The organism is Mesorhizobium sp. M4B.F.Ca.ET.143.01.1.1 (genome assembly GCF_004792275.1).
GTDB lineage: Bacteria > Pseudomonadota > Alphaproteobacteria > Rhizobiales > Rhizobiaceae > Mesorhizobium > Mesorhizobium abyssinicae.
Genome location: NZ_SRSR01000001.1, coordinates 22,301 through 49,137, shown reverse-complemented (window position 1 = coordinate 49,137; position 26,837 = coordinate 22,301). Strand labels below are relative to the sequence as shown.

The window sequence follows — 26,837 nt, the reverse complement described above, 5'->3', positions numbered from 1 at the left end:
ATGTCGCCAATTCTCCTGATTATGCCCCGGTGATGTTTCATGCACGGACCCGATAGGGCGTTAGCCAGGTCTCCAGGGCATTCAGGGCCGAGATGATCGTGAAATTTATGGTGAGGTAAATCGCGCCCGCAGCCACGAAAACTTCGACGGCGCGATAAGTCTGAGAAATCAACCCCTGGGCTATGCCTGTCACTTCCATCAGGGTGACGATCGATGCCAGCGACGTACCCTTCACCATGAGGATGATCTCGTTGCTGTAGCTTGGAATGGCTTGGCGCAGCGCCAAAGGCAGAACGACGAGGCGCAGTGTCTGGATCCGTGTCATCCCGAAAGCGGAAGCGGCCTCGACAAGACCGCGCGGCACGCCTTGTATTGCGCCCCGCAGGATCTCGCTGCCATAGGCTGCGGTATTGAGACTGAGTGCGATGATGGCGCACCAATAGGGCTCGCGAAACAGCCACCAGAGCCCAACAGCCTGAAGCGTGGGACGGAACTGGCCGAGGCCGTAATAGATGAGGAATATCTGGACGAGCAATGGCGTGCCGCGAAAGACGGCGACGAAGGCGCGTATCGGCCAGACCAGCATCCGATGGTTTCCCTGCTGCGCCAGTGCGAGCAACAGGGCCAAGGCAAAGCCTATTGCGATCGACAGCCCAGCAAGCTGCAAGGTCAGCGGCAAGCCGGAGAGCAGGGTTGGAATGATCTCGACAAAGAAATGCAGGTCGATCATGCGTGGACCATGCCTCGCCACGCTCGTGTCTCGCCGTAGCGGAAGACCGATCCGGTCACCGCGGCGATGAGGAAATACAGTGCCGCGGCGGCCAGGTAAAAGACGAAGGGCTCCCTCATCGATCCTGCGCCGATCTGAGATTGCCGCATCAATTCCACGAGACCGATCACGGAGATCAGGGCCGAATCCTTGAGCACCAGTTGCCAGACATTTCCGAGGCCCGGCAGAGCGTGCCGCATCAATTGCGGTATGATGACGAGGCGTAGCGAATGGAATCGGGCCAGGCCCAAAGCCTTGCAAGCTTCGAACTGGCCGGGATCGACGGCGAGATAGGCTCCGCGATAGACCTCGGCTTGATAGGCGCCAGAAATAATGCCGATCGCCAGGACGCCGGTTGCAAATGTCGGGAGCCCGACGAAGCCGGCGCTGCCGAAGAGTTTTCCGATCTCGGTCAAGGCGATGCTGCCGCCATAGTAGAGCAGGTAGATCGTCAACAGATCGGGCACGCCCCTGAACACCGTGCCATAGGCCTTGGCCAACCACGACGGTACAGCTCTCGGTGAAAGCCCACCGCTCGCGGCCACTGCGCCGAAGAAGGCGCCGAGCAGGAAGCCTAGGATGGACAGCGCAAACGTAACGCCTGCTGCCAAGAGCAGCGCGCCGCCCCAGCCGCCCTTGCCGAGGGACAGGATATGGAGTGCATCGGTCATTTGAAACCTAGATGATCAGGGGCGTCCGGCCGATCGGTCGACACCGACCGGCCGAACAAGTCCCCAAATGGCTACTTGACCGGCGTCACGTCCGTTTTCACCCATTTTTCCGAGATGCTCTTGATGGTGCCGTCGGCGATCGCGGCGCTGATCGCGTCGTTGAGCATCTGCTTGAGCTTGGTGTCTTCCTTCCTCAGGCCCGCACCGGTTCCGGCGCCGAACAGACCGCCGACAAAGCCGGGCCCCGCTACCGTGAAGTTCGCGAATTCGGGTTTTGCAAGCGTCGCGGCGAGCGCCGTCTTCTGAGCGAATATCGCGTCGATGCGGCCCGCGGCCAGATCGAGATCGTGCTGCTCGGTCGTCTTGTACTCGCGGATCTCCACCGTGTCCCCGAAGTATTTCTTGACGAATTCGAGCATCGCCGTTGCCGCCTGGACGCCGACCACCTTGCCTTTCAGCAAGGGCTTCAACTTATCGATCGCGGCCTTGGTAGCAGCCTCATCGTCCATTTTGAATTTCTCGGTCGAAGCGCCGAGCTTGCCCAGGTCGCTGTCCTTGGCGGCTGCGAAACCACCCGGGTCGATCGCATAAGGCTGGGTGAAGTCGATGGTCTCGAGGCGTTTCGGCGTGATGAACATGCCGGCCATGATCACATCGAACTTGCCGACCTTCAGCGCAGGAATAAGACCGTCCCAATCCTGGGCGATGATGGTGCATTTGACCTTCATCCGCTCGCAAAGATTGTTGGCGAGATCGATCTCCAGTCCGTCGAGCTTGCCGTCGGCGTTGGTGAAGTTCCATGGAGCGTAGGCGCCCTCCGTGGCGATGGTGATGGCCTTGGGCGCGTCCTCGGCCAAGGCGGTGTGCATGAAGCCGAACATGCTGAGTGCGGCCGCAACTGCGGCCAAACGATTGAATTTCATTTGGTTCCCCTTTTTTTGGTAGGCTGATTGAACGATTCCCACGCCCGGCCGCATTGCCGTTCGAGGCCATTCATGCCCGGTCGGTTTTCGTCACCGGCCGGGACTCACGAGCTCGGCCAGCAGCGGCGCCGTGCCGAGAACATGTTCCTGCATCACCTGTTCCGCGTGCTGTGCGTCGCCCGAGCGCAAGGCAGCGATCACGGCGGCATGCTCCTCGCGCGCGGAAAGCGGCTTGTCACAATCGTCGAACCAGATGCGCATGTAAGGCTCGATGACCACATGCAGCGCCGATATCTGGTGGACCAGCTTGGGCCTCTGGCTCAACGCACAGATGCGGCCATGGAATTCCTGGTGGCGGACAACCCAGTCGCTACCGCCGCTCTGGCCCGCGCGTTCCATGCGTTCGAGCAGGCGGTCGAATTCCTCGAACTCCTCTTCGTCGATCCGGGGCATCGCCAGCCTGACGGCCAACCCCTCCAGAACCGAGCGAATTTCGAAAATCTCATAAAGCTCGTCGACAGTCAGCCCAGCGACCACGCATCCCCGATTTGGGCGAAGAACCACCAGCCCGTCGGATGCCAGGCGCCGAAAGGCTTCCCGCACCGGCATGCGGCTCATGCCTATTTCAGCCGCGATGTCTTCGGGAATGAGGCGGTCACCCGGTTTGTAACGACCGAGGCGAAGCGCTTGCTGAAGATGCCTATATGCCTCCTCCTCTGCGGTGGCGGGCAAGCGTGGCTCGACGGAGAAGGCTGCTGGCACTTTGCACCCAAAAGTATTTTTGTATCCACGTATTATCAAATCCGGATTTGGCTGGAGCGTCAAGACCCGATCATGACGAAGTAGGGAGGGAAGGTGGGCGATCTCGGCTGCTTCAAAGGCACGGGGCCTGGTTCCCAGAGGTCAAATCACGGTTGGCAGCCTCAATTGCCATCCAGTGCATTTGGTGCAATCTGCCCCCATGAAGATATCGGGCTCCGATCTCCATCTCTTTCGTGTCTTTGAAAGCGTGGTCCGCAACGGCGGCATGTCTGCGGCACAGATGGAACTGTCGCTCAGTCAACCTACGATTTCCAACCATCTGACGGCGCTTGAACAACGGCTCGGCGTGAAGTTGTGTGAACGAGGGCGGCGCGGGTTTTCGCTAACGGAGGAGGGGCGGCGGGTTTACGAAATCAGCACGGAAATCACCGGGATGCTGGACTCCGGTTCGGCCCGGCTTTCGCGTGTTAGAAGCGCTTTGGCGGGAAAGGTCGGCGTTGGCATTGTCGACTGCTTAACGACCGACCCAAGTTTCCGGCTCGCCGACGCTATTGCCGAGCTTTCCAAAGCTGCGCCGGAAATCGAGCTTGATCTCAAGATCATGTGCCCCAACGACATAACGAAGGCCGTGGCGGAAAACGAAATAGACATTGGGATAGGTGCCTCCGACATCAAAGTCGCAAGCGTGCAATACCAGATCATCTACCAAGAGGAGCACGCGGTATTTTGCGGTTCGGCTCATCCTTTGTTTTGCCGAAATGACGAGACGATTACGAGTGAGGAATGCTACGGCCATCCGTGGGTAGAGAGAGGATATTGGTACGGGATTAGGCGTCACCGCTTCGATACCGCCGCGAACCGGGTAGCCTTTGATATTGAGGCGCAGCTTCTGATGGTCCTGTCGGGCGCCTACCTCGGGGTCCTGCCGATACATTTTGCGAGCATGTTCGAACAGCAGGGGCGTCTTCGCCGACTTCCCATAGCCGACGAGGCCTATTCCGCCGACATCGAGGTCGCCACGCGAACAGGCGAGCAGGCTGCCAACGTCAGCTATGTCCGTGATGCGATCATCAGGGCGCACCGGATGCATTTGTGAAAACCAATGTATCCGTTCTCTGAATGATATTCTTGCCGTGTCGATAGAGGTCTAGCCTCTCGTAGGGCTGGCGATGCGCAGCGCAAAAGTGCCGCCTGCGGACTTGCCCGCCAAACGTGCAAGTTCGACGTGGTCGCCACGTCGGGTGTCGCTATTTAGCCTTAAGGCATGGGATGAGCACGGACGCACTGCTGCTTCGCAACCTTCCTAATTTTTCGCCGGAGACGACAAGGCGCCTCGTAGCAACCCGGTACGGGATCGACGGGACATACACGCAACTGGCTTCCGAGCGCGATCTGTCGTGGCGGATCGAGGGCACCGATGGCCGCGACGTCGTCGTCAAGATATCGAATGCCGGCGAGCCCGAAGGCGTCGTGGATATGCAGGTCAAAGCCCTGAACCATATCTTCGAGCGCGATCCGTCCCTGCCGGTGCCTCGCGTCGTTCCCTCCCTCGCTGGCGCCCCATATGAATGGATCGAGGACGAGCGCGGCTGCCGGCACATGATCCGTGTGCTTACTTTCCTTCCGGGGAAGATCATGGAGCAGGTTGAGGAAGCCTTTTCCGCCGCCACTCGGTTCAACATAGGAGCGATGGTAGGGCGGCTTGCCTATGCGCTGCGCGATTTTTTTCATCCATACGCAGGCAGCAATGTGCACCTCTGGGACATTTCACGTGCCCTGGCCTTGCGCCCGCAGATAGCAAAGATCTCCGACCTCGGGCTTCGGCAATTGTGCGAGGAAATCTTCGAGCGCGCCGAGCGCTTTACCCTTCCTCAATTGCTGAAAACGCGCCGGCAAGTCGTCCATCAGGATTCCCATGGCGGCAACATCCTTGTCGATCCCAACGACAGCACATCGCCGGTCGGTATCATCGATTTTGGCGATATGGGCTACAATTCCATTGTTGCGGACATTGTGACGGCTTGCGAGACATTCTCGAAATCCGATGATGATCCGATCGCCTACCTCTGCGATGTGGCGTCGGGTTTCGATTCGACATATCCGCTCGAAGAAAATGAGATCGATCTCATTTTCGACGCGATGCTGCTGCGCCTCGCACTGGCCACCGTCATCGTCGAAGCCAGGGAAGCCACGATCGAATCCGGCATTCCCCATATCGAAAACGCCGGCCAATACCCGCGAATGATGGAGTTGCTGAGCCGGCAAGGGCGCCCGGAGGCGGTACGCCGGCTTCGTCAGGCGTGCCGGTTTCCGGTCTATCATCCCTCGGGCAATGGCAGCGAGCCTCTCGCGAACGACTATGACCTGGTGAGGCATGAGCGCGACGCCCATCTTGGTCCGATATGGCATTTCTACAAGCGGCCCCTGCACATCACGCGCGCTCGAGGGGCCTGGATGTATGGCGCCGGCGGGACGGCTTATCTCGACGTCTACAACAACGTCCCCCAAATTGGTCATTGTCACCCGCACGTGGCGAGAGCCATATACCGTCAGGCCAGCGCGTTGAATACCAACACGCGATACATGTGCGACACGGCGGTCGAGTATGCGGCGCGATTGACCGCAGATCTGCCTGATCACCTGGACACCTGCATTTTCGTCAATTCAGGCAGCGAAGCCAACGATCTGGCGATGCAGATAGCCATGTCGCTCAGCGGGCATGATGGCGGTCTGATCATTGACCAGGCCTACCATGGATGCACCGAACTCACGACGACGCTCTCCAATGAAAGCTGGCGTCACTTGCCCGCCGGCGAGCATCCCAGGCAGATCGAGACCCTGATGGCCCCGGATATGTACAGGGGCCTTTTCGCCAACGACCCACAGGCAGCCGCGAACTACGCTGCGGATGCCGACCGGGCGATAGCCGCCTTGCGCGCCAGAGGGCACAGGCCGGCGGCATTCATGGTCGACACGGCCTTGTGTTCGAGCGGCGTGCTGCGGGCGCCTGACGACTATTTCAACCTCGTCGCGAGAACCGTCAGGTCGGCGGGTGGGTTCGTCATCGCGGACGAGGTGCAGGCCGGCTGCGGTCGCATGGGAACCTTCTGGGGGTTCAGGGCGAACGGGCTCTCGGATGACAATGTCGACTTCGTGACGATGGGCAAGCCGGTCGGAAACGGCCACCCGCTCGGCGTCGTCATCCTCGGTTCGGCACTTATGAAGCGTTTCCTCAACGGCACCTATCCGCTGTTGTTCAGCACATTCGGCGGCAACACCGTCGCATGCGCGGCGGGCATGGCTGTTCTGGACGTCATCGAGCGGGAAGACCTGATCGAGCGCGGCGCCGCCACAGGAGACTATTTGCGCCGGGAGCTTGGGCGTCTGGCGCAACGGCATCCCATCATCGGCGACGTACGCGGTCTAGGCATGATGACCGGCGTTGAACTGGTGACGGATCGCTTCACCAAGGAACCGGCGGCGCGGCAGACCGATCAGCTTGTCGAAGCCTTGCTCGCACGCAACATCCTGACAGGGAAAGGCACGCCGAACACCCTCAAGTTACGTCCACCGCTGATCTGGTCGCGAAAAGAGGCCGATATGTTCGTCACGGCTTTTGACGACAGTTTGAGCGGACTGCAATGACCTCTGCCAGGGCTTGCCTGGGCCAAAGCATGTCAGGCAAGCCCCCAGAAAATCGGGAACGATCGGAAGACCAGCACTGCTTCCGCTGAGAAGGGAACATCGGCCTGCCTGCAAAATGGCAAGCCGGACCAACAGGAGAACGAACATGAAGAAACAGCTACTCGGACTGGCTGTCGCGATGACGGCCGTCCTCTTTTCCGCAGGGGTCTCGTTGGCGGAGGACAAGGTCGTCAACGTCTATAACTGGTCTGATTATATCGACAGTTCCATCCTTGATGATTTCACCAAGGAAACCGGTATCAAGGTCGTCTACGACACCTTCGATTCGAACGAAATTCTTGAGACCAAGCTGCTTGCCGGCGGCTCCGGCTATGACGTGGTGGTTACAACCGGACCTTTTCTGGCCAGGCAAATTCAGGCGGGCGTGTTCCAGAAGCTCGACAAGTCCAAGCTGCCAAATCTCAAGAACATGTGGCCCGAGGTGATGGCGCGCTTGGCCCAATATGACCCGGGCAACGAATATGCCGTCAACTATATGTGGGGCACGACCGGCATCGGCTACAATGTCGACAAGGTGAAGGCCGCGCTCGGCGACATGCCGATCGACAGCTGGGATGTGCTCTTCAAGCCGGAGAATGCGGCCAAGCTAAAGGACTGCGGCATCAATATCGTCGATGCGCCGGAGGAGACTATGGCCATTGCCATGAACTATCTCGGCAAGGACGGCAACAGCAAGAAGAAAGAAGACCTCGAAGCCGGTGGTGGCATCTACACGAAAATCCGGCCCTATGTCCGCACCTTCAGCTCCTCTGCCTACATCAACGACCTGGCGAATGGCGATAAATGCATCAGCATCGGCTGGTCGGGTGACGTGCTGCAGGCCAAGAACCGCGCCAAGGAAGCCAACAACGGGGTCAAGGTCGAATACCTGATCCCTAAAGAAGGCACCTATATGTGGTTCGACAATCTGGCTATTCCTGCCGACGCCAGGCATGTCGATGAAGCGCACGCCTTCATCAACTACTTGATGCGGCCGGAAGTCATCGCCAAGTCAACCAACTATGTCCAAACTGCCAACGGCAACCTCGCCTCGCAGAAGTTCATCGACGAGGCCGTGTTGAAGAACCCTTCAGTTTATCCGACGCAGGAAACGCTCAAGAAGCTTTTCACGATTTCTTCGTATGGATCCAAGGAGCAGCGCGTCCTCACCCGTCTCTGGACCCAGATCAAGACGGGCAGCTAAACGGCACATGGATGGGGCGGTCACTGGCCCATTTTTTGGCGGCGCCTCTGGTGAAAGTCTGCCGCAATCTTATGGCTATGCGCGGAAGAATGGCGGGGGATGCGCTAGTCTGTTGGACCAGTAACGCGCAAATCCACGCTCGCCTGTGCAGCGATACATCGCCAATTTTGCTTCTAATTCAACGGCGAGGAACAAGTGCCATTCCAAGATCTGATCCAGCCTGAACTAGGCGCCTATGTCAGCAAAGTGGCCACGCCAGGCGACTTTGCCCAGTTCTGGGCCTCGACCATCGCCGAGGCCCGCCAGGCCGGCGGCAAGGTCGACATCGTACCGGCGCAGACGACACTGAAGGCGGTCCAGGCTTTCGACGTCACGTTTCCGGGATACGGCGGTCATCCGATCAAAGGATGGCTGATCCTGCCGACGCATCGTGAGGGGCGGCTTCCTCTTGTCGTGCAGTATATCGGCTATGGCGGCGGACGCGGCTTGGCACATGAGCAACTGCACTGGGCGACCTCAGGATTTGCTTATTTTCGAATGGATACACGCGGGCAGGGAAGCGACTACAGCGTAGGAGAGACCGCCGATCCGGTCGGCTCGACCTCTTCGTTTCCCGGCTTTATGACCCGTGGCGTCCTGGACAAGAATGACTACTATTACCGGCGCGTGTTCACCGATGCTGTGAGGGTGATAGATGCTCTCCTGGGGCTGGACTTCATCGATCCCGAGCGCATCGCGGTTTGCGGCGACAGTCAGGGCGGCGGCATTTCGCTCGCCGTCGGCGGAATCGATCCGCGCGTCAAGGCCGTAATGGCCGACGTGCCGTTTCTTTGCGACTTTCCGCGCGCTTTGGGGACTGCCGTGCGCGATCCCTATTTGGAGATCGTTCGTTTTCTGGCGCAGCATCGCGAGAAGAAGGCGAAAGTCTTTGAAACGCTCGGCTATTTCGACTGCGTCAACTTTGCCAGGCAGTCCAAGGCAGCGGCGCTGTTTTCCGTGGCCCTGATGGACGAAGTCTGCCCGCCTTCTACCGTTTATGGCGCGTTCAATGCCTACACGGGGGAAAAGACCATCGTAGAATACGAATTCAACAACCATGAAGGCGGACAAGGCTACCAGGAGCGCGAACAGATGGCGTGGCTCAGCGCGCGGTTCGGTGTCGACTGATGTCAGCGGCCCAGCACTGGCCGGTTTTACCTTCCCAAGGGACCTCTGCTTGCCCGGGCAACCGGGCTCCAGCGGCTACCAGCCGCCCGGCTGCACGCTTCCATGCCCGCAAACAGCACATGGCGTGCGCTTTGAGGGACCCGCGGCAACCTTAGCGGTCAACGACCTCGGAGGGGCTGGGCGGCCGCTGCGGCAGAGTCCCGCGCGACCTTGATGCCATCGGCCTCTCCTTGCTCGGTGTCAGCTTACCCAGTCCTTCCCGCAACCGGACCGGCAGCAATCGGCCTCACTACGGCCGTTCTGGAGGATGGCTGCCAACGTTCGTACACTTCGTAAACTACATCTGTTTAGCGCCACGAGACGATACGGAACGATATGGGAAGCTTTCAGATTTTTGCCCACGAAACTCAATGAGTTCAAGACGCCCTCCGGGCCTGACGCGCTGTTATGTTGCCGTAGGATAGAACCCCTACATCTGGTCACGCGAGATCCGAGCGTTGCGCTCGCGTTCGAATACCTTGTGACCGTCAGCCAGTGCTTCAACCCGCTCCGAAATCACCCATTCGGCCGCCGTACAGGAGAGACGGGTGGTGCAATGGCTTTCCGTTCGCCAGTCTGTCCGTTGGGCAGCGCATGTCCAGCGAATCTCGGCGGCCAATGACAGGGGATCGTCGGGGGCTATAGACCATACCTCTCGCCGGATGTCGCGCGTGCACAAGCCGTTCTCCGGATGTCGACTGACCCGTATCCTCATGCACGCGGTAATGAGTGACACCTTGCTGAAGGTCACGTTCGACCGAACGGGCAGACAATCCTTCCGTCAAGACTTCATAGCGGGGCAGCGGATCGGGATCGGGTGGTTGAGGCACTTCGATCCTGCGATGCCCACCAAGCAGGGGTAGTTGCAGTTGCAGCGCCGAGAGCTCGATCACCAGAGTCGCGTCGCAAGGCGGTGGCAAGATGGTCGGCCAATAGGCACTGGACAATGGCGCAGACGGTGGCCCGGCGCAAAGCGGTAGCCGCACGCATCAAGCACCAGTTCGACTGCGACGGTCTCGCCCGGCTTCATGGGCTGTGGCTCGTTAATCCCTTGCCGGGGATGGCTCAAATTCAGTTCCGAAATGCAGCCACGGCGTTGACCTTCCGGTGCATGAACATCTCCGCTGCAGGCATCAACCTGCCATCGGCAACAAATCGGCGTGTTGAAGAGGAGCGTCCTTGATCCGGATCTGCGCGCCGTTCGGCCCAGTCACCGATAATTGTCAGGGCAATGCGGATCTTCACTTTTCACTTTTTGAGTATTTGACTTACTCCCACTTCTTCAGGTCCGACCTGTTCGCCAGGGTCGAACTCACCTTCAAACAAGACTGTCGCGACCGACCCAAGCGGATTGGCGATCCGGTCCTCCAGCAGCTCGATCAGTTTGTGCCCGACGGCTGCCATGTCTACGGAATGAACGCCGATATTCGCCGGCAGGAAGCGCGACAGACGCGTGTTGTCGCGAGTGACGATGTGGACGTCTCGGCCCGGCTCAAGCCCCCGTCGGCCGAGCGCGTGCAGCGCCCCAAGCAGGCCCAGTTCATTGGCGCACGCCAGGCCCGTTGGCGGATCTGACGACGCCAGCAGCCGATCGAACCAGGCTGCGCTCGATTCCATCGTGAACGTGCCGTGGCCGATCAGCGATTGGTCGATCGGAAGGCCGGCCTCGGCCATCGCTCTCTGATAGCCTTTGAGCCGCGCGGCGCTCGCCTGGTCCTTCGCCACGAGAAGCTGCAGCGCTATGCGTCGGCAGCCCTTGCCCATGAGCCGTCGGGTCGCGTCATAGGCGATCTGCTCATTGTCGATATCGACATAGGGATAGGCGGCGTCCACATCGGTTCTGCCGAAGGTGACGAACGGTATGCCCTGGTCGAGCAGCAGCTTGATGCGCGGATCGCCCGAGACCATGCGCGTGATGATCAGCCCGTCCGCGCTGCGCGCCTGCAACAGGCGCCGCATGCTTTGGACCGGATCATCGTCGGGCGTGGTGGAATATATGGACAGGCTGTAGCCCGTTTGCCGCGCCGCCAGCGTCATGCCCTCGATCAGGGGAAGCTTGGCCAGATCGGACAGGTAATCGCTCGTCTCCATCGGCAGCACCGCCGTCAGCGTCATGGTCCGTCCGGTTTTGAGCGCGCGACCATGATGATCAGGCACGTAGCCGACGCGGTTGGCCACCTCCTTGACCCGCGCCACGGTCGAGGGGTGCACCTCCGGACCGTCCTTCAGAGCGCGCGATACGGTGGTCACCGAAAGAGAAAGTTCCGCCGCGATCTGTTTTAGATTGGCCATGTCGCCCGACTTGATTTGCGAATGCGTCGGCTGATTTTGCTGCGCTTCGTAACGTTACCGGATTCGACCTGACGGTCAAATCCGACGCCCCCCACTATCAAATATCCGCCGTAAAGCCGCTTGACTCAATGCCGTTTCGCTGCAATCGTAACGTTACGATTTCTAAAATGGCCACGTAATCGACGCTTTGATGAATCCTGGAGGAGGAAAATCCATGTCTTGGCTACCACGCATTTCCTTGGCGGTGATCGCAGTCTCGGCTGCCTTGCCCGTCTATGCTCAAACGGTCACCCTCACCACCGCAGGCGGGGACTATGGCAATGCCATCAAGGAGGCCATGTGGGCTCCCGCTGCAAAAGAGCTTGGCTATGAGGTCCGCGAAGAGACGCAGAGCGACGGCCTTGCCGCGTTGAAGATGCAGGTCACCTCGGGCGCGGTCACCACCGACATCATCCATCTCGGCTCACCGGAAGGCGCGCAGGCGGCCGCGCAGTCGCTGCTGGAACCACTCGACTACAAGATTATCGATCCCAAATCCGTTCCGGCCGGCGCAAAGTCCGACTACTGTTATCCGTTCGATTCCTACGGCACCGTCATGTCGTGGAACACCAAGGCCCTTGGCGACAACCCGCCGAAAAGCTGGGCGGAGTTCTGGGATGTCGCCAAGTTCCCGAACCGTCGCGCCTTGCGCGCCAACGCGCAGGACCTGATCGAGATCGCGCTGCTCTCCGACGGCGTGGCGCCGGCGGACGTCTATTCCGTGCTCAGCACCCCGGAAGGGCTGCAGCGCGCCATCAAGCGGATCGAGGCGATCAAGCCAAACGTCTCCGTGTGGTGGACCTCGGGCGCGCAGTCGGCGCAACTGCTGAAAGACGGCGAAGCGGATCTGGTCGTCACCTGGAACGGAAGAGCCCAGACCGTGAAGGCGGATGGCGGCGCCGTCGACTATACGTTCAAGGGTTCCGTTATCGGCACGGACTGCCTCGGTGTGCCGAAGGGCGCCCAGAACAAGGACGCGGCCATGAAGCTCATCGCGGCGATGACGCAACCCGCTCGGGTGGCGAAGCTCACCGATTTCATCGCCTACGGGCCGGTCAACCCTGCCGCCTATGAAGGAGGCCTTATTCCGAAGGACCGTCTGAAGACCCTGGCGACGGCGCCCGAAAACGCCGGCACTTCGGTGTTCTCGAATGCCGACTGGTGGCTGAAGAACGGCGAAGCCGCGCAAAAGGCCTTCGATGAAATGATCAGCCGCTGACGCTCCAGCGCATCAGATGCAACGACGGAGCGCATGATGAAATCGCTTCCGATCACCATCGACAGCGTGCGTAAGGCCTATGGGTCTTACGTCGCGCTGGACGATGTCTCACTCGACATCAGGGCCGGCGAATTCCTGACGCTGCTCGGCCCCTCCGGGTCGGGCAAGACCACTTTGCTGATGGCTCTGGCCGGTTTTGTCCGGCCCGATTCCGGAAAGCTCCTGTTGGGGGATCGCGACATCACTCGCCTTGCCCCCAACAAGCGGGAGATCGGCATCGTTTTCCAGAACTACGCTCTGTTTCCCCACATGAACGTCCTCGCCAATGTCGAATATCCGCTGGCCCTGCGCAGGATACCGAAGGCGGAAGCCCGTCAGCGGGCCCTGGACACCTTGGCCCGCGTGAAACTGGAAGGTCTGTCGGAGCGCAGTATTGCCGCACTGTCCGGCGGCCAGCGCCAGCGGGTGGCGTTGGCGCGGGCAATTGTCTTCGAACCGCGCGTGATGCTGATGGATGAACCACTGTCGGCGCTCGACAAGAATCTGCGCGAGACCATGCAGTACGAGATCCGGCGCCTGCACGATGATCTCGGGATCACAACCATCTATGTGACCCATGACCAGCGCGAGGCGCTGACCATGTCCGACCGGATCGCGGTGATGAACTCCGGCCGCATCCAGCAGATCGATGCGCCGCAGCACATCTATGACCGCCCATCGACACGCTTCGTCGCCGAGTTCATGGGCGAAGCCAACATTATCGCCCCGGGCCTGGCGCGCAAGGTCGACGGTACTGGGGCGTCGCGCGAGACGCTGATGATCCGCGCCGAAAGCCTGCATCTCGACGCGAGCCTCGCCGGACGCGACGGAGTTGCCCTCGACGGGACGCTGCGCGCCAAGGCATTTCGCGGCGAGAACTGGCTTTTGACGCTGGCGCTTGACGGCGGGCAGGAAATCCTAGTCTGCATTCCGGCGGCCCTGGCCGGTGGCTGCGTCGAGCTTGCCGCCAGTCAGCGGGTGACCGTCTATGCGCCGGCGCAAAAAGTTCATGTTCTGCCGGGAGCAATGGCGTGAGCGTCGCCGCCGATCCCGCGCTCGCCGCGGATGGCCGACGCGAGCGGCGCTTCTTCCTTTCGCTGTCGCTTCCGGCGCTTTTCATCGTTGGGCTGGCGGCGATACTGCCGCTCCTCTGGATCGTCCGGCAATCCTTCCTGACGACGGCGGGCCAATACTCCGTCGGCAATTACGAGAAGGTGCTGTCGAGCGGACTGACATGGTCGGCCTTGGCCACGACCCTTGAACTGTCGTTGGGCACGCTGGTGGTCTGCATTATTCTCGGCATTCCGCTGGCGCTCGCTCTGGCCAGCACTCGGCCGAGGGTGGCCAACGTGCTGATGGCCTTCGTCATGCTGCCATTGTGGACCTCTATTCTGGTGCGCACCTATGGCTGGCTCGTGCTGTTGCGGCGCGATGGCCTGATCAATGCGGCTTTGACGGGTTCAGGCCTGACCGCGGAGCCATTGCCGCTGGTCTACAACTTCACCGGCACGCTTATCGGCATGGTTCACTACATGCTGCCGCTGTTTCTGCTGCCCGTTTACGCCGCGATGCGCGATATCGACACAAACCTCACTCGCGCCGCCGCCAGCATGGGAGCCACGCTCGGGCAAGTGATCCGCACGGTCATTCTGCCGCTTTCGGCCGGCGGCATCTTCTCAGGCTCGATCCTCGTCTTCATCTACACGATCGGCTTCTTCATCACCCCCGCGGTGCTTGGCGGCGGCAAGGTGAATCCGCTCTCCATCCGGATCGAGCGTACGCTGTCGACCTTCCAGGATTGGGGCTCGGCGAGCGTCCTGGGCATTCTGCTCCTCGTGCTCATGGCGCTGATCGCGGTGATGTTCCTGACGGCAAGACGGCTGATGGCACACAACAAAATGGGTGCGGCCCATGCTTGAGGCCTATCCGGACAACAGGCTCGCCCGCGTCGCTCTGTGGGGCTTTGCCGCGCTTGTCATGGCGTTCTTGATACTGCCGACACTTGTCGTCGTGCCGCTCTCCTTTTCGGCGTCGGACCTGCTCGAGTTCCCGCCGCGCGCCTACTCGCTGCGCTGGTATGAAAACTTCTTCGGGTCGGCCACCTGGATGGACGCGCTTAGGACCAGCCTGATCCTCGGCACTTTGACGGCGGCGATTGCCGTGCCGCTGGCGCTGCTGGCCTGCATCTCGACGAACAGGCTCGGCGGCCGGGCCGCGGCGACCATTCAGGGTGTTCTGCTCACCCCTTCCATCGTGCCGGGAATCCTGCTTGCGATCGGCCTCTTCTTCGTGCTGGCGGCGCAGGGCCTGGTCGGAACGCTGTTCGGCGTGCTGGTAGGCCACGTGGTGCTGGCTATCCCGGTCGCCTGTATTGTGCTGGTGCCCGCTCTTGCCCGGTTCGACTGGAACCAGGTCCAGGCGGCGCGCAGCCTGGGCGCAGACTGGGCCAGAGCCATTGGCGGTATCATCGTTCCGCAACTCAGGATCAGCCTGTTGTCGGCGACGTTGATGGCCTTCCTGACCTCGCTCGACGAATCCGTCATCTCGATCTTCGTCGCCAGCGGCCGCAACAGCACGCTGCCGAAGCTCATGTTCCTGTCGCTGCGCGATCAGATCGATCCAACCATCGCGGCGATCTCGACATTATGGACCGCCATCGTCGTGGCCGTCATCCTGATCGTGACGCTTCGCCAGAAATCCTGACCGAGACCGGAAATCATGCCAAGCAATCCTATCGCAGCCGACCATCAGACAGACATCCCCAAGGTGGGGCTGGCGATCATCACCGGTTCTGCAAACTGGGGGCTGGCCTTTCCCGAAGATGTCGAAGTCGATGGCGTGCGCACCTTGCGGCGGGACATCAGCTTCGAGACGCCTTTCGGCTGCACTGACAACTGGAAGCTGATCGAGTTCGATGCCTCGATTACCGCCGAAGGCAGAACGAAACAGGCGCTGTGCATGTATTCGCATGGCAATCCCCGCGACCATATCGACCATTCCTGCCATCGCCGCGCGTTCTGGGTGTTGATGAACGCGGGTGTGAAACAGGTCGTCTCCTGCTCAACCATCGGTGCCGTCAACAAGGCGATCCAGCCCGGCGACATGGTGGTGAACGCCGATATCATCGAGCTAACGCAGACCCCATTCTCACTGCTTCCCGGCCGCCAGAGCTTCGACTGTTCCGGCAAGCAGATCGTATGCCCAAGATGCGCAGCCGTTCTGGTCGAAACCGCGCGCCGTCACTGGCCGCCGCAATGCCGCGTTCATGGCATCGAACAGCAGCTGGTGGCTGCCCACTGTTACGGGCCGCGTCTTACGAGCCCGGCCGAAGCCTTGGCCTTTCGAAGCATGGGAGCCGACGTGCTCAACCATTCGATTGCCCCCGAAGCCACCTTGTCGCGCGAGATCGGCGCCTGTTTCGTGCCCTTGGCGTTCGTCACGGCGGCCTTCAATGACTATATGGACCGTAATCGCCAGGAATTGCTGCAGCAGGACGTGTTGCCGAGCCTGTCCATGACAGCCTCGCGGGTTGCGCTGGAAACCGCCGCGCGGCTTCCGGCCGATCCGCAATGTTCCTGCCATGGCTTGAAATCGCCGCAGCCGGAGGAACGCTCCAGCCGGTTTTGAGCCAGGGCCAGAGCGACCTACTTCAGCCTCGCCGATCGGCGCCTCGAGTGCCCGGCTCGCAGTAAGAGACCGCGTCTATCGCGAAAGCTTTCTGCCACGGCTCTTCCCCGGCAGAGCGTCTCGCAGAGCGCTTGTGCTGAGGCGAAAGCCGTTTTCTGTGGCGACATGCGCTTGCCGGGAAACTAGTCGCCCTCCTAGTCCTTAGGTTCGCCGGACCATACGAGAGAATACGAAGGAAACGGGCTGGCGAACCACCCGCTAACGTATTGATTTTCCGTTGAGAACGATGACCCTCAGCGCCCATCACTATCGTTATTTATCAATGAGTTATTGACCGGTTCGCCAAAAGGTTCGCCAGGCTGTGGTTTGTGCGTCATCCCTAGAGGACGGGAGCCGCTCCGAACGCCGTGGAGGGTCGTTGCCCCTGCCGAAGAAATCGCGCGGTTGGGCACGTTCGGCAAAGAGCGCTGCCCACTCGACGCCGCTTTCGGCATCGGCATCATAGAGGAAGGTCATTTCGGCGCCCCGGGGATTGCTGCGAAAGACGAAGCTCAGCGTGCCTGCCCCTCAGCTTCCATTTCCGCCATGTCCTGGAACCTGTCGGCGATACGTGGATGCGCCCGCCCGCCATCACAGGCGCCAATGGCGATCAGCACCTCATCCGCACCGGGTGCGTCCGGAACCTGGAAGTTGGCCGTCAGGAAGTGGGAGCGCTTGCCGGTTTCGCTCTTGTGGGTCATCGGCAGGGAAAGAAGGGCGCCTGGCCCGTTGCGGGTATTCGTGAAGCTCAGATAGGTCGTGCCGTCTACCGCCGTGCGGAACATATTGCCGAACCGCAAGGTATGGATCAGCGCCGATGCATGTTCGATCTCGCCATTGATGCCGACCGAAGCCGCCTTGCCGTAAGCCTCGACCTTATCCGCCGACAAGAGCGCCACCAATCGCTTGGTCATTTCGGCGCCAAGACCCGGCGCCAACCGGAGGATCTCTGGGCGCAAATTTTCAACGAATCCTTGACCGGCCCACGGGTTCTTCAACACGGCTGCGACCACCACCATGGAGATCGGTTGGTCTGCTTTCTTGCCACCCTCGACGAATACTTCCTCGATGAATGTGCAAAACTTTCTCACTCCGAGATCCATGGATTCCTCATCTGTTCGCTGGATTGTGGCGCAACCTAATGAGCAACGACGGTGAATGTCTTCCTTCGTTAGGGAGGAAAAACAGAATGGCCGGCACTTCGAAACGATGTAGAATTCAGCTCCCGCGCATGCCTAACTCAGCGGGTCGTGGCGCAGGGAGCGATTGTGGACAGGAAGGCGCAAATCTCGGTTCTCAAAGATGTCGCGAGTGAGATCAATTCCGGCGGTGATCTTGTCATGATCCTGAAGCACTTGGTTCTCGCCGCCTGCCGCCATGCAAACTGGACGCTCGGTTCGATCATGTCGATCGATGCCGCTCATGGTTATGCCCATGTGATGGTTCGCTATGATCCGACGTTGATCGAGCGAACGCTCCCTGACCGTTGGGAACTGGCGACGAGCCCCTCGCTGATCGCCTTGAAGCGGAACGAGCCAGTCTATATCCGCGACGTGCGCGAATCCGAGGAGTTTCCAGGTTATCGCCGCGAAGCTTTCGAGCGAGATTACCGTACCGTCCTCGTCATGCCTATGAACTGCAGCGACTTCGAGGGCCGGCCAATGGTGCTGAGCGTTGTGTCGCGGGATATCATGGAGGTCCCGGAAGAGGATTTGGCGTTTCTGGGTATGATCGTCCATCTCGGCGCCATCGCGATCGAGAGGGAGCAGCGGCTGGAAGCCGAACGGCAGGCCGGAGACAGGTTGCAAAAGGCGCTCAAGGCGCACACCTCCCTACTTGAACACGTGCTTGCAGACGGCTCAGTTTCTTCATTGTCGGCGATGGTCGGCAGCCTGCTGCCCAATCCGGTCGTCGTCGTCGATTTTACTGCGAACCAGATTATCGCCGGCCGCTCGCCAAGCGAGGTGCAGTTCGATGATGCCGCTTGGCAATCAGCAGCGGCCGGTCCGCTGAGCCGACAACTGGGAAAGGCAGCACGCGATACAATTGAGCGGGGCGGCAACTGCGGGGCGACGCTTTTTCTCGATGACGGAAGCTCCCGGCTCAATCTGGCCGCCCGCATCGAGCCCTTGACGGTCGACCGCCAACTTGTCGGGGCATTGATCATCTTTTCCACGTCGCGTGCCTTCAGCGATCTGGACCAGTTGCTGCTTGACAGCGCCAAGTTCGCGCTCAGCGTCCAAATGATGCGCAGTTTCATCCGATTCCGTTTCGAAACCCGCACACAGACCGAGCTTTTCTTCGAGGTGGTGGAGCGGCGTTGGCGCGACGCGGCAGATGTCCAGCAGCGAGCCCAGCGGCTCGGCATCAATTTCATGACGACTCAGCAAATCGTCGTCGTCGACTTTCCCGAGAGCGCGAAGAATCTTGGCGGAACGTCCGTCGATCTGCATCACAGTCTCGCTCGTATCATGCAGCAAGCTTCCGTTCCCGCGTGCGTCGTGGCCATCGATGGCGGGCTGGTGTGCCTCATTCCCTATGATGACGTCTGGAAACAGGAGCGGACATCGAAACTGATGCGGCGCATCGCAGCGGATCTTGGCCAATATTTTGACGAAGAACCGATCGTCATCGCCAGCAACGCCTGTGCCACCCTGACGGATTATCCGTTGGCTTGGGATCGCTGCAGCCGCATGATTGCCATCGCCCGTTCGTTCGGTCGCACCGGTGCGCTGTCCGGGCAGGATTTTGGGCCGTTGCCGATGCTCGTAGCGGCCGCGGGCGTCGACGACGTACGCGCTTTCGTTCAGGAAAGCGTCGGCGCCATCGCCGCCCATGACCGCCAGCATGGCACGCCCTATCTGAAAACGCTGTCGACTTATCTGAGGGAGGGCTGCCGCAGCGGCGCCTGCGCCGATGCGATGGGCCTGCACGTAACCACGCTGCGCTATCGCCTGTCGCGAATCCAGGAAATGTTCGGCATCGATGTCGAGACGCCAGAGCGACGCTTTGCCATCGAATTGGCCATTCACCTGCATGGTGTCACGGAAGGTCGTTCTTCGGCGGAAGATCAATCGACCTGACCTTTCGGATCGGCCCCCCCGTCTCTTACCGCAAACAGCAGCAATATTTCCCGCGCTCTTCCAGCTGAGTGAAGGAAGAAGGTCGCTCTTCTTGCGGTTAGCCTTCAACTGACAACCAACAGGAGGCGCTGATCCCATGTTGACCACGGGAACCGCAAAGAATCCGACGCCTATCGACCCAATCGCGTTGCGTCGGGCTTTCGGAACCTTTGTCACCGGCGTTACCGTCATCACGACGCGGGACACGGACGGCAATCCGCGCGGCATGACGGCCAATTCCTTCACCTCGGTTTCGCTCGATCCGCCGCTGCTGCTGGTCTGCGTCGCAAAATCGGCGTCAAGCTTCGCTGCTTTTACGATGGCGGATTCCTTTGCCGTCAACCTGCTACATGAGGGACAGGTCGACATCTCGGCGACCTTCGCCTCGAAATCCCCCGATAAGTTCCACTCCGTCAATCACGACCGAGTTCATACCGGCGCTCCAATCCTGACGGACAGCCTTACCTGGTTCGACTGCACGACCTACAACAGGGTCGATGCAGGCGATCATGTCGTCCTGATCGGCCAGGTGCAGGCTTTCGGCACGAGCCCTTCGGCGCCGCTCGGCTTTTGTCGCGGCCGATATGCCAGCGTCAAGGATCCGCTGCCGTCCGGCTGGCTGGCCTCGCACAACATGATCATCGGTTATCTGATCGAAGCCAGCGGCGAGATTCTGCTGCGAGCGGATGGAAGCGGTGGCTGGGCTCTGCCAACGGCCAAACGCCGTAAGGCCGGCAGCGAACTGCCGCTCGACGACGGCAAATCCCTCAAGCTGCTGTCGGATAACACCTTTCTTTACTCGATCTTCGATGTTGCCGACTGCGACCCCGGTTATTTGATCTATCGCGCCCGACTTGCCGATGGCGGACAAGGGCGCGACCTGCCGGAAGACTTGCGGTTCTTTGCCATTGACAAGCTGCCCTATGACCTCATCCCGACCCGGGAATTACGGGCGATGCTTCGCCGCTATGTCCGCGAGCGCAAGCAGGAACGCTTTGGCATCTACATGGATTCCGGCGACGGCGGGCGACTGGCAATGATCGAGGGCGAGGCCCGCTCGTGGCATCAGGCCATTCAAGACTAACCCGAAATCAGGAAGCGACGATGAAGACGACGGTGAAATCGCTCGAGGGAATGCGCCTCAACCTCTTTGTCGACGGCCGGTTTGTCGAACCGACATCCGGTCGCTACCTGGACAGTTTCGACCCGACCACCGCGGAGGCCTGGTATCAGTTTGCGGAAGCCGACGCCAACGATGTGCGACTGGCGGTTGAGGCGGCGCAAAAGGCATTCGTCAATCCTGCCTGGCGACGAATGACGCAGACCGATCGCGGAAAGCTGGTGCGCAAGCTGGCCGATCTGGTTCTCGCCAATGCCGACGACCTGGCGCTGATCGAAACGCGCGACAATGGAAAGCTGATCAAGGAAATGCGGGCGCAGATGCGCTCGATCCCGGACTCTTACACTTACTTTGCCGGCATGGCTGACAAACTGCAGGGCGATACGATCCCGGTCAACAAGCTGGACCAGCTCAACTTCAACATGCGCGAACCGATCGGCGTCGTCGGCATGATCACACCCTGGAACTCGCCGCTGATGATGTTGACAGGAACGCTCGCTCCCTGTTTGGCGATTGGCAACACGATCGTCATCAAGCCTTCCGAGCACGCGACGGCCTCGACGCTGGCCTTGGCCGAGCTAATCATGGAAGCGGGGTTTCCGGCCGGCGTTGTCAACGTCGTCTCGGGAACGGGTGCGGTAACCGGCGACGCGCTGACGCGGCAAAAGGGCATCGCAAAATACGTCTTCACCGGCAGCACGGATACCGGCCGTAAAATTGCTGCTAACGCGGCGACCAACCTTGCGCAGTGCCAGATGGAACTCGGCGGCAAATCTCCCCACGTGATCTTTTCCGACGTTGATATCGAAAAGGCCGTTAATGGGGTCGTTTCGGGCGTCTTCGCAGCTGCGGGCCAGACCTGCGTCGCCGGCTCGCGCTGCTTCGTCGAGGCCAGCGTCTACGACCGCTTCATCGAAGCGTTGGTGGAACGCACCAACCGCATCACCGTCGGCCACCCATTGGAGGACAAGACGGATATCGGCCCGCTGGCGCTGTCGGCGCAGCTGACGAAAGTCGAGTCCTACGTTGCTTCGGGCGTCAAGGAAGGGGCACGGATCGCGTCAGGCGGCAAGCGTCCTCAGGCGGAAGAACTCGCCCGCGGCTGGTATTTCGAGCCGACCGTCATGATCGACGCCAAGAACGATATGTCCTTCATGCGCGATGAGCTTTTCGGACCGGTCGTTGGTGTCATGCCCTTTACCTCGGAAGAAGACATGATCGAACTCGCTAACGACACACGCTACGGCCTCGCGTCCGGGATCTGGACCCAGAATATCGACCGGGCGATGCGCTTCGCCAACCGGATCGATGCAGGTACCGTTTGGATCAACACCTACCGGTCGGCAGCCTACATGTCCGCAAATGGCGGCTTCAAGGAAAGTGGTTACGGCAGGCGTGGCGGTTTCGACGTCATGCGCGAGTTCTCCAGGGCAAAAAATGTCGTCATCGACTATTCCGGCGCCATGCAGGATCCCTTTGTCATTCGACTGCGCTGACCGTCAGAAACACTGGGGCAGACCATCCAAGGGAGATTGAAATGAAATTTGCCGTCTCATTGGGCATGGAGCGTTTCTCGCCAGAAACCTCGATGACGGCCGTAATGGACAATCTGCTGCAACTTGCCAAAATCGCGGACGCCGGCGGGTTTGAGACGATCTGGACGCCGGAACACCACACAATCGAGTGCACGATATCACCCAATCCGTTTCAGATCCTCACGTGGCTATCCCAGCATACGAGCCGTATCCGCTTGGGAACGGCAACGCTTGCCGCCGCCTATTGGAATCCAATCCGTCTCGCTGGCGAAGCCGCACTGTGCGATCACCTTACGAACGGGCGCCTGGAATTCGGCATCGCCCGCGGCGCCTATCAGTACGAGTTCGACCGAATGGCGCCGGGCGTCCAGCAGCAGGAGGGCGTGGGCTACATGAAGGAACTGGTGCCAGCCGTCCAGAAGCTTTGGGCCGGTGATTATGCGCATGAGGGCCAGTACTGGAATTTTCCGCGAGCGACCTCGGTGCCGAAGCCGCTGCAGAAGGGAGGTCCTCGCATCTGGGTCGCCGCCCGCGATCCCGGCACCTTCGACTGGGCGCTCGGCATCGGCGCCAACATCCTCTCCACGCCGCTCTCGCTTCCGGCGGCGGAAATCGGCGTGCTCGCCAGCAAGTTCAACAAGGCGGTCGCCGATCATCCCGAGGTGAAACGCCCAAAATTCATGATGCAGCGGCGCACTTGTGTCTATGACAAGGTCGATGACTGGCATCTCGCCGTCGAGCACAGCATGAACTATGGTCGCTATTTCGAAAACCTGATGCAGAACATTGGCACCGTGAAGAACGGTTTCCCGGAGGCCGTGCCCTTCGAAAGCGTTAAGGGCCGCGACAACTACAACCCGGAAAATATCCGCAAGAACCTGATGTTCGGAACGCCCGACGAAGTGATCGAGAAGCTGCTCGACTACGAAGCAGCTGGCGTCGATCAATATTGTCTCGGCCTCAGCTTCAACCTGCCCTTCGAACTGCAGAAGAAGACACTTCGCCTGTTCACGGACGAGGTCATGCCCTTCTTTGCGCAGCGCGAGCGCGAAACCCAGCAACTGGCCGCGGCAGGGTATTAGGATGACTGATACGCAGCGTCATACGGTCGGAGATGTGGTCCTGAACTATAGGGTTGACGGCAATGGGGCAGTGCCGCTGGTGCTCATCCACGGTGTCGGTTCCTACCTTGAAGCCTGGAGCGGGGTCGTTGAGCGGCTGAAGCATCGGTTCACCATCCTGACGTTCGACCTACGGGGTCACGGAAACTCGTCGCGCGTCAAAGGCCGCTACGAGATCGACGATTTCGTTGCCGAAACACTTGCGTTGGCGGACAGTGTCGGCTTCGACCGTTTCCATCTGGCCGGTTTTTCGCTTGGCGGGTTGATCGCACAGCGGTTGGCACTGACGCATCTTCCGCGCATTCAGCGCCTGATTCTCCTCTCGACGGTCGCGGGACGCACGCCCGAGGAGCGGGAGCGCGTTCTCGCCCGCCTCGCCGCTCTTCGCAGCGGCGAACCGGGATCGCACTATGACGCATCCCTGTCGCGTTGGCTGACTGAGGATTTCCAGAAGAAGAATCCCGACCTGATCGCAACGCTTAGGCAGCGAAATTCTCAGAACGATCCGGACTGTTACGCTTCTGCCTACCGGGTTCTCGCCGAGACCGACTTCGGCGGTTTTCTCGACCAGATTCGCTGCCCGACGTTGATTGCAACCGGCGAGGAGGATGCAGGCTCCAATCCGCGCATGGCAAGATATATGCATGAGCGCATCCCACGCTCCGAGTTCCGCGTCCTTCCGGGGCTGCGGCATTCGATCCTGACGGAAGCACCCGATCTCGTCGCATCGATGATGGCGGATTTTTTGACCGTGCCGGAGACCGTGAAATGATCGTTGAAGAGCGTATCTATCGCATAAGATCGGGCAAAACCTCCGAATATCTGAAGCTTGTGCGAGAGGAGGGGCTGGCAATCCAGGAACCGATTCTCGGCGGACTGATCGGCTATTTCGTCACCGGGGTCGGGCAGCTGAACCAGGTGGTCCATCTTTGGCGATATGCCGATTTCGCCGATCGCGTTGCGCGCCGCCGCACGTTGTCGGAAGATGCGCGCTGGCGGGCCTTCATTCCGAAACTGACGGCGCTGATCGAAAGCGCGGAAAACCGTATCCTTCTTCCGACCGATTTTTCACCACTCCAATAGAAGAAGGGAAACGCAAGGCAAACCCTGAAGCCAACCGGCGCACGGTGGAGTTGCACTGCAGTAAATGCACCTCGGTTTGGAGGAAGTGTAGCAGCAAAAATCCTCCGTGTTCGCGGAAGACGATCTAGCTGACATGCCCCTTAATTGATCCTCGTCAAGAAATTGCGGATCGGGAACATCCGTATCGTTGAAACATGGGAGCCATTGGTGACAGAGCGATTGAGAGTAGAGAATCTGTATAAGATTTTCGCCCCTTCACCCACCAGAGCCATGACGCTGCTCGCCACCGGCGCGGATAAGGCGCGTGTCCTTGCGGAGACCGACGCCGTCGTCGGTCTGAATAACGTCTCGCTTTCCGTTCCCTCAGGCGCGATCTACATGGTCATGGGTCTTTCGGGGTCCGGCAAATCGACGCTGGCGCGTTGCATCAACAGGCTGAACGAACCAACGGCAGGCAAGATCCTGCTCGACGATATCGACATCGTGCCGCTACGCGAGGACGCGCTTCGCGAATTGCGGCGCACGCGCATCTCCATGGTCTTCCAGCATTTTGCCTTGTTGCCAAACAAATCGGTGATCGAAAATGCCGAATTCGGCCTGAAGTTGCGTGGCGTTTCCGCCGCGCAGCGACGCAGGCGCGCTGAAGAGGTGCTGGCGATCGTCGGTCTCGCCAAATGGGCTTATCATCGCCCGCATGAACTCTCCGGCGGCATGCGCCAGCGTGTCGGCTTGGCGCGGGCCCTGGCGACCGATGCCGACGTCCTCATAATGGACGAAGCCTTCAGCGCCCTTGACCCGCTGATCAGGACCGAGATGCAGGATGAATTGCTGCGGCTGCAGCACACGCTGAAGAAGACCATCCTCTTCATCACTCATGACTTCCAGGAGGCGCTGAAACTCGGAACGCGCATCGCCATTATGTCCGAAGGCGAATTGGTGCGCGAGGGAACACCGCAATCGATCGTGCTCGAACCAGGCAGCGATTATGTCGCCGCCTTCACGCGCGAAGTCGACCGGTCGCGATTGTTTGATGCACGGTCGGTGATGCGCACCGGTTCGATGGTGTCGAGCGATGGTTCGGCACGGATCGTCGGCGACGCCGAGCATCCCGAGGCCATGAGTTTTGCCATCGACGCGTCGAACCGCATCGTCGGCTGTCTCGATGCTGCAGCCCTGCAACAGGTAAAGGCTGGCAAGCCGGTCGATGCCCTTTTGACGCGTGATTTCGTCGCGGTGAGCGGCACCACCAAGCTCGTGGATGTCGCTGGCTTGTATCAGAGCGGCAAGGCAATGGCCGTCATTGACGAGGACGGCTGCTTCCTCGGCATGCTTGAACCCGAACATATCCTTGGACGGATCGCCTCGGCGGCGAGATCGCCAGCGCCTGCTTCGATGGGAGGCCACAATGCTTGATGCCGACGATCTAGCCATCTTTCCGGTGGACCAGTGGATTGCGGACGCCGTCCAATGGGTCGCGCTCCACCTCCGTCCACTGTTTATTGCAATCAAGTGGCCGGTCGAAAACCTGTTGTCGTTCAACGATTACATACTGCACGAAATTCCGTTTCCGATCTTCATCGTTCTGGTGTTCTTGACCGCCTATCGGCTTGCCAGCATCGGCATCGCGGTGTTCAGCGCCATCTCACTTGTCGTGATCGCAGCCATCGGGGTCTGGACCGAGGCCATGACAACGCTTTCGCTGATTACCACGGCCATCGTGTTTTGCACCGCCATCGGCGTGCCGACCGGCATCTGGTGTGCTCGTAACGACAAGGTCTGGAGCGTGGTGCGGCCGGTGCTCGACATTATGCAGACCACACCGACGTTCGTTTACCTCGTACCGGTCGTCATGCTGTTCGGCGTCGGCACAGTGCCGGGCGAAGTGGCGGTCGTAACAGCAGCTGCACCGCCGCTCATCCGCTTCACCAATCTGGGTATTCGCATGGTAGAGCAGGAAATGGTCGAAGCAGGTCTCGCCTTCGGCGCCGATAAGCGCCAGCTTCTGTGGGAAATACAGCTGCCGTTGGCTATCCCCACCATTCTCGGAGGACTGAACCAGACCGTGCTGACTGCGATGGTGATGTCCGTAGTCGTCGCCATGATCGGCGCGGAAGGCCTTGGCCTCGTGGTTCTCCAAGGCCTCGGACGTCTCGATGTCGGTCGCGCCGCCGTCGGTGGCATCGCCATCGTCCTGCTCGCCATGATGCTTGACCGGATCACCCAGCAGCTTGCCCAGCCGACCGACCGCAAGCGCAGGTCGGTGCTGCACTACCTTTGCAATCTTTTCAAGGGCGAGCGATCGCACGAGGCCATCGTAACAACCGCAGCGAACCGCACGCATTGAGCGGAGCCGCTCCGGCGGTAACCACCACCGGAATGACG

General features: G+C 60.1%; 24 protein-coding genes. 17 read left to right on the top strand and 7 right to left on the bottom strand.

Annotated elements, in window-relative coordinates; all coding sequences use genetic code 11:
- Positions 1 to 37: 37 nt before the first annotated feature.
- The 4 genes from EN786_RS00215 to EN786_RS00200 all read right to left on the bottom strand — a co-directional run bounded on the left by EN786_RS00215 (position 38) and on the right by EN786_RS00200 (position 3,095).
- Entirely contained in the window at positions 38 to 730 is a 693-nt protein-coding gene (locus EN786_RS00215; RefSeq protein ID WP_127308658.1) for an ABC transporter permease, read from the bottom strand.
- A complete protein-coding gene (locus EN786_RS00210) occupies positions 727 to 1,440 on the bottom strand; it encodes an ABC transporter permease subunit (protein WP_127308659.1) in 714 nt (237 codons plus the stop codon). The genes EN786_RS00215 and EN786_RS00210 overlap by 4 nt, the downstream gene beginning before the upstream one ends.
- Positions 1,441 to 1,511: 71 nt before the next feature.
- Positions 1,512 to 2,363, bottom strand: coding sequence for a transporter substrate-binding domain-containing protein (locus EN786_RS00205; protein ID WP_127308660.1), 852 nt, complete (start codon positions 2,361 to 2,363; stop codon positions 1,512 to 1,514).
- 90 nt (positions 2,364 to 2,453) lie between these two features.
- Positions 2,454 to 3,095, bottom strand: coding sequence for a GntR family transcriptional regulator (locus tag EN786_RS00200; RefSeq protein WP_245478062.1), 642 nt, complete (start codon positions 3,093 to 3,095; stop codon positions 2,454 to 2,456).
- 229 nt (positions 3,096 to 3,324) lie between these two features.
- On the opposite strand from EN786_RS00200, the gene EN786_RS00195 reads away from it, so the two are divergent.
- The 4 genes from EN786_RS00195 (at position 3,325) to EN786_RS00180 (ending at position 9,180) form a co-directional block, all read left to right on the top strand.
- Positions 3,325 to 4,221, top strand: coding sequence for a LysR family transcriptional regulator (locus EN786_RS00195; protein ID WP_127308661.1), 897 nt, complete (start codon positions 3,325 to 3,327; stop codon positions 4,219 to 4,221).
- Positions 4,222 to 4,394: 173 nt separating this feature from the next.
- On the top strand, positions 4,395 to 6,770 hold the full coding sequence (locus EN786_RS00190) for an aminotransferase class III-fold pyridoxal phosphate-dependent enzyme (protein ID WP_127308662.1): 2,376 nt from the start codon (positions 4,395 to 4,397) through the stop codon (positions 6,768 to 6,770).
- A gap of 145 nt (positions 6,771 to 6,915) precedes the next feature.
- Positions 6,916 to 8,013: a polyamine ABC transporter substrate-binding protein gene (locus EN786_RS00185; RefSeq protein ID WP_127308691.1), complete on the top strand. Its 1,098-nt coding sequence runs from the start codon at positions 6,916 to 6,918 to the stop codon at positions 8,011 to 8,013.
- A 195-nt stretch (positions 8,014 to 8,208) separates the two neighbouring features.
- The gene (locus tag EN786_RS00180) at positions 8,209 to 9,180 is read left to right on the top strand and encodes an acetylxylan esterase (RefSeq protein ID WP_127308663.1); all 972 of its coding nucleotides are present in this window, start codon (positions 8,209 to 8,211) and stop codon (positions 9,178 to 9,180) included.
- Positions 9,181 to 10,108: 928 nt separating this feature from the next.
- Here the strand turns inward: EN786_RS00180 and EN786_RS38450 are convergent.
- Together EN786_RS38450 and EN786_RS00170 are read right to left on the bottom strand one after the other, a co-directional pair.
- On the bottom strand, positions 10,109 to 10,249 hold the full coding sequence (locus EN786_RS38450; RefSeq protein WP_245478063.1) for a CocE/NonD family hydrolase C-terminal non-catalytic domain-containing protein: 141 nt from the start codon (positions 10,247 to 10,249) through the stop codon (positions 10,109 to 10,111).
- A 218-nt stretch (positions 10,250 to 10,467) separates the two neighbouring features.
- A complete protein-coding gene (locus tag EN786_RS00170) occupies positions 10,468 to 11,511 on the bottom strand; it encodes a LacI family DNA-binding transcriptional regulator (protein WP_127308664.1) in 1,044 nt (347 codons plus the stop codon).
- A 214-nt stretch (positions 11,512 to 11,725) separates the two neighbouring features.
- Here EN786_RS00170 and EN786_RS00165 point away from each other — a divergent pair, with 214 nt between their 5' ends.
- From EN786_RS00165 to EN786_RS00145, 5 genes are all read left to right on the top strand, one after another.
- Positions 11,726 to 12,769 carry an ABC transporter substrate-binding protein gene (locus EN786_RS00165; protein WP_127308665.1) on the top strand — a complete coding sequence of 348 codons (1,044 nt, stop codon included), beginning with the start codon at positions 11,726 to 11,728 and terminating at the stop codon, positions 12,767 to 12,769.
- Positions 12,770 to 12,805: 36 nt separating this feature from the next.
- A complete protein-coding gene (locus EN786_RS00160; protein ID WP_127308692.1) occupies positions 12,806 to 13,843 on the top strand; it encodes an ABC transporter ATP-binding protein in 1,038 nt (345 codons plus the stop codon).
- On the top strand, positions 13,840 to 14,727 hold the full coding sequence (locus EN786_RS00155) for an ABC transporter permease (RefSeq protein ID WP_127308666.1): 888 nt from the start codon (positions 13,840 to 13,842) through the stop codon (positions 14,725 to 14,727). The genes EN786_RS00160 and EN786_RS00155 overlap by 4 nt, the downstream gene beginning before the upstream one ends.
- Positions 14,720 to 15,511, top strand: coding sequence for an ABC transporter permease (locus EN786_RS00150; RefSeq protein WP_127308667.1), 792 nt, complete (start codon positions 14,720 to 14,722; stop codon positions 15,509 to 15,511). The genes EN786_RS00155 and EN786_RS00150 overlap by 8 nt, the downstream gene beginning before the upstream one ends.
- Before the next feature lie 63 nt (positions 15,512 to 15,574).
- Positions 15,575 to 16,435, top strand: coding sequence for a 5'-methylthioadenosine phosphorylase (locus tag EN786_RS00145; protein ID WP_245478064.1), 861 nt, complete (start codon positions 15,575 to 15,577; stop codon positions 16,433 to 16,435).
- Between the two features lie 551 nt (positions 16,436 to 16,986).
- On the opposite strand, the gene EN786_RS00140 is transcribed toward EN786_RS00145, so the two are convergent.
- On the bottom strand, positions 16,987 to 17,577 hold the full coding sequence (locus EN786_RS00140) for an amino acid synthesis family protein (protein WP_127214130.1): 591 nt from the start codon (positions 17,575 to 17,577) through the stop codon (positions 16,987 to 16,989).
- A 165-nt stretch (positions 17,578 to 17,742) separates the two neighbouring features.
- On the opposite strand from EN786_RS00140, the gene EN786_RS00135 reads away from it, so the two are divergent.
- From EN786_RS00135 to EN786_RS00100, 8 genes are all read left to right on the top strand, one after another.
- On the top strand, positions 17,743 to 19,557 hold the full coding sequence (locus tag EN786_RS00135) for a helix-turn-helix domain-containing protein (RefSeq protein ID WP_127308669.1): 1,815 nt from the start codon (positions 17,743 to 17,745) through the stop codon (positions 19,555 to 19,557).
- A 136-nt stretch (positions 19,558 to 19,693) separates the two neighbouring features.
- Complete coding sequence (locus tag EN786_RS00130; protein ID WP_127308670.1) at positions 19,694 to 20,680, top strand: flavin reductase; 987 nt, start codon at positions 19,694 to 19,696, stop codon at positions 20,678 to 20,680.
- Between the two features lie 20 nt (positions 20,681 to 20,700).
- Positions 20,701 to 22,212, top strand: a complete 1,512-nt coding sequence (locus EN786_RS00125; RefSeq protein WP_127308671.1) for an aldehyde dehydrogenase — start codon at positions 20,701 to 20,703, stop codon at positions 22,210 to 22,212.
- 41 nt (positions 22,213 to 22,253) lie between these two features.
- On the top strand, positions 22,254 to 23,333 hold the full coding sequence (locus tag EN786_RS00120) for an LLM class flavin-dependent oxidoreductase (RefSeq protein ID WP_126098644.1): 1,080 nt from the start codon (positions 22,254 to 22,256) through the stop codon (positions 23,331 to 23,333).
- 1 nt (position 23,334) lies between these two features.
- Complete coding sequence (locus tag EN786_RS00115; RefSeq protein ID WP_127308672.1) at positions 23,335 to 24,144, top strand: alpha/beta hydrolase; 810 nt, start codon at positions 23,335 to 23,337, stop codon at positions 24,142 to 24,144.
- On the top strand, positions 24,141 to 24,455 hold the full coding sequence (locus tag EN786_RS00110; protein ID WP_127308673.1) for an NIPSNAP family protein: 315 nt from the start codon (positions 24,141 to 24,143) through the stop codon (positions 24,453 to 24,455). Before EN786_RS00115 ends, EN786_RS00110 begins: the two co-directional genes overlap by 4 nt.
- Before the next feature lie 144 nt (positions 24,456 to 24,599).
- Positions 24,600 to 25,868 carry a glycine betaine/L-proline ABC transporter ATP-binding protein gene (locus EN786_RS00105; protein ID WP_245478065.1) on the top strand — a complete coding sequence of 423 codons (1,269 nt, stop codon included), beginning with the start codon at positions 24,600 to 24,602 and terminating at the stop codon, positions 25,866 to 25,868.
- Positions 25,861 to 26,799, top strand: coding sequence for a proline/glycine betaine ABC transporter permease (locus tag EN786_RS00100; protein ID WP_127308674.1), 939 nt, complete (start codon positions 25,861 to 25,863; stop codon positions 26,797 to 26,799). The genes EN786_RS00105 and EN786_RS00100 overlap by 8 nt, the downstream gene beginning before the upstream one ends.
- Positions 26,800 to 26,837 lie beyond the last annotated feature (38 nt).